We start from the raw sequence: 12,420 nt of genomic DNA, 5'->3' as shown, positions 1-12,420 counted from the left end.
CTAAGTAGTGTAACATAATTAGTGTAACAACATTTAGGTGAGTGAGAAGTTGATTTGAAACTCGGTTCCAAACTGTCTCAGGATATTGAAGATCGCTTGCTGTAGCTGTTCTTTGGAGCTATAGGCTTCAGGCTTTAGCCACTCATACTTGATCTTTCGCCATAGTATCTCAATGGGGTTCAGGTGCGGACTATACGTAGGCAAATAAAACAGAAAAAGCCCTTGCTCTTGCCATGCTTCTCTTCTAGCTTGAATAGCTCGGGCCGTATGCCATGAAGCGTTGTCTAGTACCACAACTGTCAGTTGGGGGATTGTGGTGCAGAAATTGTCTAGGCACTGAATGATAAATTCTGCATTGATATGCCCTTGGGTAGGATAGCTGCTCAATTGCTGGCGCCTGTTCATCAGACCAAACACATTGGTGACCCGCTCACTGTCGGAACGGATCGCCCGTTGGCTTCCTACTGGCAGCCAACCATAAGGAACGGAGGGAGCCATGGAAAAGCCAGTTTCATCGCCAAATCGCAAATCAATATAGCCCAAGGCAGCTAACGTGTGTAATATCACGAGTTGTTGACACTTCTGTTCATATATTTTCTGATCGGGTTGGCCTAACGGACTTCTTCGGAACCGCTTCCATTTCCGTCCAATCTTTTTAAAAATCGCTGCAACGTTCGCTTAGATAGCACCTTCCCTTGTTGACTCAAAGCAACTAAGACCGGCCGAAGTGTTTGTGGATGCCGATCAACCAACTGTTCAACCTGCTGGACTTCTACCGCATTGTCAATACGTAAAATAGGCCGTCTACCTCTACCTTGTATTGTATGCAAAGCCGTAATGCCTCCTTGCTCGTAGCGTGTGAACCAGTTCGCCACGCTTTGCCGACTTAGTTGATATAGCTCGGCAATCTGCTGGACACCATGCCCCTGATCACTGAGCAGAATCAAATGGCAACGCATTCTGAAGACGGGTTTTTTGCCAGTTTTGAAGCCCGCCAGTAATTCTTTGCGTTGCTTCTCATCCAAAGTAATATATCTTTTCTTACCTTTCATAGTGTAAAGATATATCTTGTTAAATTAATTTTGTCATATTACTTAACAATTGTTTAACATATTCTTAAATGCCCTAAAAACATATCTGTTTAAGTTAAGTTCTCGATCTACACCCTAACTAACATTCTGATATGAAACGCATTGCACACCCCACCTTGGCATCACTTATTCTGCTAACCGTTCTCTTTTCGTTTAGTAGCTGTAGGCGAATTCTTGAAGATATTATTGATGAAATTGATGATAGAGATAACACTGAGGTTACCATTGTTGAACTTGCTCAAGAGTCACCAGACCTTTCAATATTGGTAGATGCACTGAAGCGAGCTGATTTAGTTGATGCCTTGAACGAACGTGGACCATTTACGGTATTTGCTCCCACTAACAAAGCTTTCAAAGATTTATTTGAGCAGCTCGGAGTGAGCGGGCTAGAAGAGATTGATAAGGATGTGCTTACCAACGTACTACTGTATCATGTAGTAAACCTACGAGCTACCCGAGCTACACTTGATAATGGCCTTATGCTGGAAACCCTCCAGGGACAGAACGTAACCGTTACGCTAGACGATTGGTACATATTTATCAACAATATTAAAGTGCTGGATACTGACTTGGAGGCCTCCAACGGTATTGTTCACACTATTGAAGGAGTATTGCTACCACCCACTACCAGTACCCCAGCCGTTCAACTTAGTCAAAATGATACTTTTGGTGAAATCCTCGTAGACGCAGAAGGCAATACGCTTTACTTGTTTACCCCCGACGTTAACGGAGAAAGTGCTTGCACCGGAGGCTGTGTTGAACGTTGGCCAGTATTTTACGCTGAAGAACTTACGGTAGGTTCAGGATTAAACACCACCGACTTTGGTACTATTACCCGAGAGGATGGAAGCCCGCAGACTACCTACAAAGGTTGGCCTTTATACTTCTTTCAAAATGATACTGCACCCGGAGATGTTGAAGGAGATGGTTTAGGCGATGTATGGTTTGTTGCCAAAGATTACACCGTATTCTTAGGAAGACAGGAGATAGACGGTGAAATGACCGATTATTTGGTGAATGAAGATGGGCTAACCCTGTATTTGTTTACCGTAGATTCTGCTGAGCAATCTAACTGTACAGGTGGTTGCCTGGATGCTTGGCCTCCCTTTTTGATTGATGGAGTTACCGTACCCTCATTATTATCTGGTGATGACTTTGGCACAACCACTACCGAAGAAGGCGATATTACCATGTACCGCCACCGCCCTCTTTATTTCTTTGTGAACGATAATATGAACCGGGGAGCGATCAATGGTCAGGGAGTGAATGATGTATGGTTTGTGGTTCCCCCAGATATTGAATCACTTTAGCTTTAGCAGTATTCTACAAATAGCTATTGTTAGCTGGAAGCTGATGGCTGTCTTATTAGACAACCGTCAGCTTTTTTGTTGCACAACACCTGGTGGCTTTGAGATATTTTCTTAGACGATGCGCTATCAACTCTAAGACTTCCTGCCTAAAATATTAGAGGGTATTCCGATAAACTCCTAAGGTTCGTGATGTCACGAACCTCGGAGTAAATAATTATCAGAATAAGGTTTATTATATAACACTTGTTTTAAAAGGACTATCTGGCGCGCTAATGATTAGTGACTACGGTAGAGAGAATTATTCACGGAGAATAGCGAGAGATTACCGTACCCTTCGCCAATGGCGAACTGCCTCAATTAGTTAACGCCCTAAAATAGACAGTTGGCAAAAGCGCGTTGCAGATTGATAAAATCCTGCCTAATTTTGCAGGGTACTTGTTAACACCTAATTCTACCTTCTATGAACCCTGCTACTACGCTGGAGAGACAGTTTGAGAAAATACCGACTACCATTTATGAAGACGCTGGCGCGGCTTCTTTAGAGATTGCTAAAAACATTCAGCAATCAATTAAAGAGAAGCAGCAGGCAGGTGAAAATTGTGTACTAGGCTTGGCTACCGGCTCCTCACCTACCCGAGTATACGATGAGCTGGTGCGAATGCACGAAGAAGAAGGGCTGAGCTTTAAGAATGTAATCACATTCAATTTGGATGAGTACTATCCTATGGAGCCTGATAAGCTGCAAAGCTACGTACGCTTCATGAATGAGTACCTCTTCGACCACGTAGACATTGACAAAAGTAATGTACACGTGCCCGATGGTACTGTTTCTATTGAGCAGATTGGTGAGTACTGCGCTCAGTATGAACAAATGATACAAGATGCCGGAGGAATTGATATTCAACTGCTGGGGATTGGGCGTACCGGACATATTGGCTTTAACGAACCTGGTTCCCGTGAAGCCTCTCGTACTCGCCTTATTAACCTGGATAAGACCACTCGTATCGCCGCTGCCAGCGACTTTTTTGGGGAAGAATTTGTTCCCCGCCGAGCCATTACTATGGGGGTAAAGTCCATTATGGAGGCTCGTAAGGTTATTCTCATGGCTTGGGGCGAAGGAAAAGCCGTGGTTATTCAAAAGGCAATTGAAGGCCCTATCACCGATCAGGTGCCCGCCACTTTTCTCCAGAACCATGCTGATGCTGAAATTATTGTAGACGAAGGAGCCGCCGCCGAGCTTACCCGCATAAAAACCCCGTGGCTGGTAGGCCCTTGCGACTGGACTCAAGCACTGACTCGTAAAGCAGTGGTGTGGCTCTGTGGCCGCGTGGATAAACCCATTCTTAAGCTCACTCCAGAACACTACAACGAGAATGGTATGAGCGATCTTATTGCCGACCACGGTCCGGCTTACGATATTAACATCCGAGTATTTAACGAACTACAGCATACCATTACCGGTTGGCCAGGTGGCAAACCTAATGCCGATGACAGTCAACGTCCCGAACGGGCGCAACCTTTCCCTAAGCGGGCACTTATTTTTAGTCCCCATCCCGACGATGACGTAATTTCTATGGGAGGCACCTTGCTTCGGCTGGTAGATCAAGGCCATGAGGTTCATGTAGCTTACCAGACCTCGGGTAATATCGCGGTATTTGACGATGACGCGCTACGCTTTGCCGATTTTGCTAAAGATTTTAAAGAAGTCTTCAGCTTGCAGAACGAACGTATTGATTCACTATTTGATGAAGTATTTGAGGCTATGGAGAGCAAAGAGCCTGGTCAGTCTGACCCGCGCCCGGTTCAATTAATTAAAGGACTCATTCGAAGGGGTGAAGCAAAGGCCGCTTGTCGTTACTGTGGTATTCCCGATGAGAACGCTCACTTTATGGATATGCCGTTCTATGAAACGGGTAAAGTACGTAAAAAGCCCTTAGGGGAAGAAGATATTCAGCTAACTGTAGACTTACTACAAAAGATTAAGCCTCATCAGATCTACGCTGCGGGTGACCTTTCTGATCCGCACGGTACGCACCGGGTATGCCTAAACGCCATTTTTGCGGCGCTGGATCGATTAAAGGGCGAAGCTTGGCTAGATGATTGCTACGTATGGCTCTATCGGGGGGCTTGGCAAGAGTGGGATATTCATCAGATTGAGATGGCCGTACCGATCAGTCCGGTGGAACTGATGCGAAAGCGCCGTGCTATCTTTAAGCACCAATCGCAAAAAGACCGTCCGCTATTTCCTGGTTCTGATCCACGGGAGTTCTGGCAACGTGCCGAAGATCGTAACCAAGCTACCGCTAATGCCTACGACGACCTGGGCCTAGCCGAATACGAAGCCATTGAGGCGTTTGTCCGACACATCTTTTGAAAAGGTAGAAGCCGACGCGGCGCGGGTGAAGGGTGGATGGTTGAAGGGTATCGTTGTTCAAGAGTTTCTCATAGAGTTAGTTTAAATTATCAACCAGTATTGCCTTTAACCCTTTATACTCTACCTTTTACCCTTTAGAATTATGCAGCTAGTTTTTGTTGACCTGCCCAACTTTCGGGACTCGCTGAAGCCGTTTACGCTTACCCGTCCGGTGGCTACGCTGCGAGTGGGTATTCGCACTTTGGGTGAGAAGTGGCAGATGTATCTAGCGGAAGAAATGGTGTTGACTAATCCTTCTTATCTCACCGTGGATTATCTGCAATCCAAGTATTCGCTGATTATTGAGGAAGATAACTTACTAGTAAACCCAGCGGTTTGTCCAAATACCGATCTCATTCAGCGTGCTAAGATACTAGAGTCTCGCACCGTTCTTTTTCAGGGTGATTGCTTTATTGCCGCCCGGGTGCCCGGTGAAGATTTACAGTCACTCAGTAGTAGTAACCTTCAGCTAGGTAATTTACCTGCACTGCTTTCTGATTATCGGAGTATTACCTACGCTCAGTCAATAGTCAAAATACAGCAGGTGTGGGATATATTCCAGCAGAACGGTAGCCAGATTGAAGCGGATTACGCGCACCTAACCCAAAACCGCTCTTCCGCAACGATTACCGATAAATACACGCGCACCTACGGCGACTCTCAAATATTTGTGGAGGAAGGAGCGAATATTAAAGCCGCCATCATCAACGCCGAAAGTGGCCCGGTGTATTTAGGCAAGAATACAACTATTCACGAAAATGCAGTCATCAAAGGGCCATTTGCTATGCTAGAGGGAGCCCACGTAAATATGGGGGCTAAAGTACGGGAGGCTACTACTATCGGTCCCAGCTCCAAAATTGGTGGCGAGGTGAAAAATATTGTGGTGCAGGCCAATAGCAATAAGGGGCACGAAGGCTTTGTAGGCAATTCAGTCATCGGTGAGTGGTGCAATTTTGGGGCTGATTCTAATACCTCAAACTTGAAGAATAATTACCAACCAGTGCAACTGTGGGATTATCGTACCCGTGAACTTGTCGATAGTGGGCAGACTTTCTGCGGACTGATGATGGGCGATCATAGCAAATGTGGGATCAATACCATGTTCAACACCGGTACTACCGTAGGAGTGTTCGCTAACTTATTTGGTGGGGGCTTTTTGCCCAAATTTGTTCCTTCATTCTCCTGGGGTGGTAGCGAATCGTTGGTAGAATTTCGGTTTGCAAAAGCGGTAGAGGTACTAGAACGGGTACTAGGTCGCCGCAATCAACGGCCTGACCCGAACGATTTGGATATTCTGAAACATATATCGCAGCATCGTTCTTCCGAGTTTTCTTAGTTAAGTGCTAGTAACGGCAAGATATCTTATTAACTTAATACAAGTATTTTGGTACCTTGATAATGAAGGAGCTTATCCAATTCAAATCCACTGGGTGGGTTTACACGTGTTTCATTTTTCTAGTCATCGTTGGATGCGATTCAGATGATGATGCTTCCCCCCAATCATCTATTAAAAAACCTCAACTAACGGCAGAGCAGCAATATTTTTTAAAGATCAGTTTGGGTGGTGAACTAGCGAATATTCCTCCAGTGGTTAAAAAGTGGAATCAGGATATTCGAATATTTGTGGTTGATACCACGTATACCGAATTAATGCAAGAGTTGAACCAGATAATAGCCGAAATTAACGATTTAAGCACTACAATCTCACTAAATCTGGTAGCAACACGCACTGAGTCTAATTACCTTATCTACTTCGGCGATGCCCAAACCTACGCTACTGAATACGAACCGGCAGCAGCCCCATTGGTGGAAGAAAACTGGGGTATTTTTTGGATTTACTGGAACGCAGGTTACAGTATTAATCGGGGCAGCATGTACGTAGATACTGAGCGAACCGAATCACTTGTCTGTCAAAAGCATTTACTTCGAGAAGAGCTAACCCAATCGCTAGGGTTAATGCAGGATACAAATGATTTTCTTGCCAGTATTTTCTATCAGCCGTGGACATGCACTCCTCGGTACGCTGATATTGATGAACAACTTATTCGCTGGCAACTCAGTGAAGAGATTAAGACCGGAATGAACCGCACTGATATTATTACTCTATGGCAACTTTAGCAAAGGTTGATTCCCAAAAAACAACAACTCACACTACTTCTTTTCATTTAACATTACTTCTCCCTAACAATCCTAAGCTAATTTTAGTAGTCTGAATAATTTCGTAACACCCACACTTTTGCAGGATTGACTCCTATGACTCAACGTTTTATTTTTATTCTCATTTGCTCTGTGCTAGCAACGGTATCTAGTTCAGTATTTTCTCAAAATACCGGAGAGATTAGCGGGTTTGTGCGCGATGCCCGAACCGAAGAACCGCTTATTGGGGTAACCGTGCGTTTGGAAAGCAGCACGCTAGGAAGCACCACTGACATCAATGGTTTCTACACAATTAAAGATATTCCTACGCAATCGTTCAATATTACGGCTTCTTACGTAGGTTATCAGTCGAGTACCCGCTACAACGTGGTAGTACGGTCGGGTGGAAACCCCAACTTAAACTTTACGCTAGAAGAAGCCGTGGATGAGCTAAGCGAAGTGGTGGTGCAAGCCAGCCCGTTTGAAAAACGCCAAGAAACTCCAAATTCTATTCAGCGGCTATCGCAGGAGGAAATCGCTACGTATCCGGGAGGTAACAATGATATTGCCAGGGTAGTACAGTCGCTTCCGGGCGTATCAGGGTCGGTAGGTTTTCGGAATGATGTGATTATTCGGGGCGGGGCTCCCAACGAAAATGTGTATTACCTCGACGGGGTGGAAATTCCCAATATTAACCACTTTGCTACTCAGGGCAGTGCCGGAGGCCCTGTCGGTTTGCTCAACGTTTCTTTCATTGAAGGAGTGACTTTGAGTACCAGTTCCTTCCCCGCTCAGTACGATAATGTGCTATCGGGAGTGCTCCAGTTCGATCAGCGGAATGGTGATCCTCAGAATCGACGGCTGAACTTTCGGTTAGGAGCTAGCGAAGCCGCTCTCACGTTAGAAGGGCCACTGTTTAAGAAACCGGCCGAAGATTCTTTAGCGAATACTACTTTCATTTTTTCGGTGCGTCGCTCCTACCTTCAGTTTCTGTTTCAACTCATTGACTTACCTTTTTTACCCGATTACTGGGATTATCAGTACAAAATCAATCATAAAATTGATGACCGCAACGAAATCAACCTGATTGGAGTTGGTTCGCTGGACGATTTTCGGATTAACCCTCCCGATGACATTACGCAGGATCAACAGGCTACGCTAGATCAAGTGCCCGTCATTCAGCAGTGGACTAGTACAATTGGAGTAAGCTGGCGCAAACGGTTCCGAGAAGGCAAAGGGTTCTTCCGAGCTACCCTAAGCGGGAATATTTTGAACAATAACTTCCGGCAGTTTGCCGATAATGTGAATGAAACGGATTTGGTTTTCAGGAATGAATCGGTAGAAGATGAAAACAAGTTGCGTTTTGAGCTAACCAATTTTCTTAACGACTGGACGCTTAACAGCGGTTTTCTGGCGCAATACTCTCGCTACGAAAATACTACCACCGACGTGACAAACGATGTATCCTTCGAAACCAATCTGGACTTCTTTCGCTACGGAGTATTTGCTCAGGCTTCTCGCTCGTTTTTCAATGAGCGTTTTACCCCATCGTTTGGCTTTCGGGTAGACGGTAATACGTTTACTGACGACGGCAATAACGTGCTAAATACCTTCTCGCCCCGCGTTTCGCTGGCGTACAATGCTTCTTCTCGGTGGACACTTAATGCTTCTTGGGGGCGGTACTACAAAATTTTGCCCTACACCGTATTAGGGTTTCAGAACCAAGACGGTGAATTTGCTAACCGCGACGGAGATTACACCCGAAGCGACCACTACGTAGCCGGTTTAGAGTTTTTACCCCGCCGATCTACTCGCTTAACCCTGGAAGGCTTCTATAAAGATTACGCCAATTATCCGGTATCGGTACGAGACGGCGTTTCACTGGCTAACCTTGGCGGAGATTTTTCGGTACTGGGCAACGAAGAAATAACCACCGATGGTCAGGGACGAACTTACGGACTGGAATTTTTACTACAGCAAAAGCTAGCTCGCAACTTTTACGGTATTCTAGCCTACACCCTCTACTGGAGCGAGTTCACTGGGGTAGATGGAATTTTTCGCCCGTCGCTTTGGGACAACCGTCACTTACTGACCTTCACCGGAGGGTATAAGCTACCGCGCAACTGGGAAATTGGTTTACGGGTTCGCTACTTAGGACCTGCTCCCTTCGCTCCGGTTGATATAGAAACTTCTACCGATACGTACCCTATTTTCTTTTTTGACTACGATCTGCTTGGCGATACGCGTTTAGGTGCATTTAACCAGACTGATATTAGAGTAGATAAAAAGTGGAACTTTACCCGTTGGACACTCAACTTATTTTTTGAAATTCAGAATGTGCTAGGAAGTAATTTACCTCAACCTCCTTCTTATGTATTGGCTCGTACTGATGCCGGGCAAATTGCTCAACCTCGCAACCTGGTAGAGGTAGATGAAACTGATAACAGTGCTACATTGCCAACAATAGGCATTGTGATTGATTTTTCGTGGTAATGTCAGGTGAGAACGAGTTGATCACGTTGTAGCGCAATCTCCAATATAAATCTTTTAGTTACGTTTTATGAGGTAAATAGTACATGTGTAGTATTTACCTGTTAGCTCTTCCTTTTTTTTAGCCGAACCCGAGTAGGTTCGTAGATCAGTGAGCGCGCTCATTGGCTAGTCAATTCTCATAATTTATTCACATAACTTATTGAATTAATCTAGCTCTTTATTGATTTGTAGCACTGATTTTGGTAGAAATAACTTCCCAAGCCACTTAAATTTTATTGTCTATGTGTGGAATTGTAGCCTATATTGGATCCCGACACGCTCATTCAGTTATACTAAAAGGCTTAAAACGCCTAGAATACCGCGGGTACGATAGTGCCGGCCTTGCTCTGATGAACGGAAACTTATCGGTATACAAAAAGCAGGGAAAAGTATCAGATTTAGAGAATTACCTACATGAGGTAGGGCAAGATACGTTGCACGCCTCGCTTGGTATTGGGCACACCCGCTGGGCTACCCACGGCGAGCCTAATGATGTAAATGCCCACCCTCACTACTCCGGCAATAAAGAGTTGGCTATTATCCACAATGGCATTATTGAAAACTACGATTCGCTACGAACGGAGCTTATTAATAAAGGCCATCAGTTTGAAAGTGAGACGGATACCGAAGTACTCATCCACTTTATTGAAGACATCAAAAAACACGAAAATCTTTCGTTGGAAGAATCTGTGCGGGTAGCCTTAACCCGAGTGATTGGAGCTTATGCCATCTGTATAGTTTCTGCCTCGGAACCCAATACGCTGATTGCCGCCCGGAAAGGCAGTCCCCTTGTGCTCGGACTGGGAAAAGAAAAAGGTGAGTTCTTTCTGGCTTCGGATGCCACCCCGATTGTAGAGTACACCAGCGATGTAGTGTATTTGAATGATAATGAAGTTTGTGTCATCAAGAACGAGAAGTTTACTATCAAAGACATTCACACCGAATTGGAGACTGCTCCGTATATTCAAACGTTAGATATTGAACTGGAGGCGATTGAGAAAGGTGGTTTTGAGCACTTTATGCTCAAGGAGATCTACGAGCAGCCCAAATCCATTAGCGATTGTATGCGCGGGCGATTAAATGCCGAAACCAGTACTATGATGCTGGGGGGCATTCGCGAGTACATTGATAATATGGTGGATGCCAACCGCATTATCATCATCGGCTGCGGAACTTCTTGGCACGCCGGACTGGTAGCTGAGTATATTTTTGAAGACCTGTGCCGCATTCCGGTAGAAGTAGAGTACGCCTCGGAGTTCCGTTACCGCAATCCGGTTATCAATCCGGGCGACGTAGTGATTGCTATTTCTCAGTCAGGAGAAACTGCGGATACCCTGGCGGCCATTGAGTTAGCGAAAGCCCAGGGAGCCATTGTGCTAGGAGTTTGCAATGTGGTAGGTTCATCCATTGCTCGGGCATCTCACGCTGGTTCGTACACCCACGCCGGCCCTGAAATTGGCGTTGCCAGTACGAAGGCGTTTACTGCTCAGCTCACTGTACTTACTATGTTTGCCCTGCTGGTTGGTCGTAAGAAAGGAACCTTAGATGAAGCATTTTATCAGACGCTGTTGCAGGAGATGGATGAAATACCGGAAAAAGTAGAAAAAGCTCTCGAATTAAACGCCCACATCAAATATATCTCAGACATCTATAAAGATGCTACTAACGCTATTTATTTGGGAAGAGGGCATAACTTTCCGGTAGCACTGGAAGGAGCTCTAAAATTAAAAGAGATTAGCTATATCCACGCCGAAGGGTATCCGGCAGCAGAAATGAAGCATGGTCCCATTGCTTTAATTGACAAAGAAATGCCCGTAGTAGTAGTCGCTACCCAAGATAGCTCCTACGAAAAAGTGGTTTCCAACATTCAGGAAGTGAAAGCTCGTAAGGGACAGGTAATTGCCGTAGTTACGGAAGGAGATAGTTTGATTGCCAACATGGCCGATCATGTGTTAGAAATCCCAGCTACAAATCAGTTGCTTACACCACTGGTATCAGTGATTCCGCTTCAATTGCTTTCGTACCACATCGCCGTGTTACGCAATTGCAACGTAGATCAACCCCGAAATTTAGCCAAATCAGTAACGGTAGAATAAAATAAGGGTGAAGGGTACAAGGTTGAGGGTACTTTTTGGCAAGTGTATTTTCGCTACCCCTTTACCTTCTACCCTTCACCTAAGAAGTTAAGCAGCAACACTAACCGGAACAACTACTTTGGTATCTTCCCAAGCCATAATCATTTCGGTGCCGGCCTCATTAAACATGATGGTGAATGGCTCGTAGGTTTCCTCGGTTTTAGAAGTAGGAGCTTCTATCCGAAGGGCATCCTTCTTTTCGTCGTAATTGTAGTGTCCCCACTCACCAAGAGCGTTATTAAAAATCACCGTCCACTTATCTTCTTCCGGAATAGCATACATTGAGTATGTTCCGGCTGCCAGCTTTTGCCCACCGAGGGTTAAATCTTGAGTAAGTGTAATTTCAGTAGCTTCGTTAGCACCCAATCGCCAAACATCGCCGTAGGGCACTAAACCACCAAACACTTTACGGTCGCGCTTATGCGGACGAGAGTATACTACTTTAACGTAGGTGTCACCTTGCTTCATGGCCGCTACATTTAACGGACTAGGCTTGGCTTCTAACGCTTTTTGAGAAAATGCTGTTTGGCTAAGAAAACAACAGAGAGTGAGGGAAAGAGCAATGTAAAGAGAATTTAGTTTCATTATTAATTGATTAAGTTATGAACTTAGAACAAAGTAAATATAAGCTTGTTCAAGTGTATTTTATCGTCTTAGGGTTGTAGTTTGTTTCATGTGTTCGCTGTTTAATGGTCATTGAGTTACAAGCGGCCGTCGCACGGTTTGATAGGTTGAAGGTTACAAAGTTTCGGATATTATTCATCCGTTCTTTGGTTCCATCAACGATCGGTTTTAAATTCCGG

Annotated in this window: 9 protein-coding genes; 6 read left to right on the top strand and 3 right to left on the bottom strand. The window is 45.0% G+C overall.

All coding sequences use genetic code 11. The annotated features are described in order from the left end of the window. Nucleotides 1-33 precede the first annotated feature (33 nt). The gene (locus P0M28_RS22150) at nt 34-651 is read right to left on the bottom strand and encodes an IS630 family transposase (protein WP_302210860.1); all 618 of its coding nucleotides are present in this window, start codon (nt 649-651) and stop codon (nt 34-36) included. Further along, nucleotides 612-1,052: a helix-turn-helix domain-containing protein gene (locus P0M28_RS22145; RefSeq protein WP_302205191.1), complete on the bottom strand. Its 441-nt coding sequence runs from the start codon at nt 1,050-1,052 to the stop codon at nt 612-614. Before P0M28_RS22145 ends, P0M28_RS22150 begins: the two co-directional genes overlap by 40 nt. A gap of 131 nt (nt 1,053-1,183) precedes the next feature. On the opposite strand from P0M28_RS22145, the gene P0M28_RS22140 reads away from it, so the two are divergent. The 6 genes from P0M28_RS22140 (at nt 1,184) to glmS (ending at nt 11,578) form a co-directional block, all read left to right on the top strand. Continuing rightward, nucleotides 1,184-2,401: a fasciclin domain-containing protein gene (locus tag P0M28_RS22140; RefSeq protein ID WP_302205190.1), complete on the top strand. Its 1,218-nt coding sequence runs from the start codon at nt 1,184-1,186 to the stop codon at nt 2,399-2,401. Between the two features lie 460 nt (nt 2,402-2,861). Next, nucleotides 2,862-4,775: a glucosamine-6-phosphate deaminase gene (nagB, locus tag P0M28_RS22135; RefSeq protein ID WP_302205188.1), complete on the top strand. Its 1,914-nt coding sequence runs from the start codon at nt 2,862-2,864 to the stop codon at nt 4,773-4,775. 142 nt (nt 4,776-4,917) lie between these two features. Next, nucleotides 4,918-6,150, top strand: coding sequence for a putative sugar nucleotidyl transferase (locus tag P0M28_RS22130; RefSeq protein ID WP_302205187.1), 1,233 nt, complete (start codon nt 4,918-4,920; stop codon nt 6,148-6,150). 62 nt (nt 6,151-6,212) lie between these two features. Next, entirely contained in the window at nt 6,213-6,932 is a 720-nt protein-coding gene (locus P0M28_RS22125; protein WP_302205186.1) for a DUF2927 domain-containing protein, read from the top strand. A gap of 135 nt (nt 6,933-7,067) precedes the next feature. After that, the gene (locus P0M28_RS22120) at nt 7,068-9,443 is read left to right on the top strand and encodes a TonB-dependent receptor (protein WP_302205185.1); all 2,376 of its coding nucleotides are present in this window, start codon (nt 7,068-7,070) and stop codon (nt 9,441-9,443) included. 281 nt (nt 9,444-9,724) lie between these two features. Further along, entirely contained in the window at nt 9,725-11,578 is a 1,854-nt protein-coding gene (gene glmS / locus P0M28_RS22115) for a glutamine--fructose-6-phosphate transaminase (isomerizing) (protein WP_302205183.1), read from the top strand. Nucleotides 11,579-11,665: 87 nt separating this feature from the next. Here the strand turns inward: glmS and P0M28_RS22110 are convergent, their stop codons facing one another. After that, the gene (locus P0M28_RS22110) at nt 11,666-12,202 is read right to left on the bottom strand and encodes a DUF2911 domain-containing protein (RefSeq protein ID WP_302205181.1); all 537 of its coding nucleotides are present in this window, start codon (nt 12,200-12,202) and stop codon (nt 11,666-11,668) included. Nucleotides 12,203-12,420 lie beyond the last annotated feature (218 nt).

Origin of the sequence: Tunicatimonas pelagia (assembly GCF_030506325.1) — a bacterium.
GTDB lineage: Bacteria > Bacteroidota > Bacteroidia > Cytophagales > Cyclobacteriaceae > Tunicatimonas > Tunicatimonas pelagia.
This window is presented reverse-complemented; position numbering and strand designations above follow the sequence as displayed.

Coding starts and splice junctions, on each gene's coding strand:
- P0M28_RS22110 (WP_302205181.1), bottom strand. CDS start 12,202: ATGAAACTAAATTCTCTTTACATTGCTCTTTCCCTCACTCTCTGTTGT.
- glmS (WP_302205183.1), top strand. CDS start 9,725: ATGTGTGGAATTGTAGCCTATATTGGATCCCGACACGCTCATTCAGTT.
- P0M28_RS22130 (WP_302205187.1), top strand. CDS start 4,918: ATGCAGCTAGTTTTTGTTGACCTGCCCAACTTTCGGGACTCGCTGAAG.
- nagB (WP_302205188.1), top strand. CDS start 2,862: ATGAACCCTGCTACTACGCTGGAGAGACAGTTTGAGAAAATACCGACT.
- P0M28_RS22125 (WP_302205186.1), top strand. CDS start 6,213: ATGAAGGAGCTTATCCAATTCAAATCCACTGGGTGGGTTTACACGTGT.
- P0M28_RS22120 (WP_302205185.1), top strand. CDS start 7,068: ATGACTCAACGTTTTATTTTTATTCTCATTTGCTCTGTGCTAGCAACG.
- P0M28_RS22145 (WP_302205191.1), bottom strand. CDS start 1,052: ATGAAAGGTAAGAAAAGATATATTACTTTGGATGAGAAGCAACGCAAA.
- P0M28_RS22140 (WP_302205190.1), top strand. CDS start 1,184: ATGAAACGCATTGCACACCCCACCTTGGCATCACTTATTCTGCTAACC.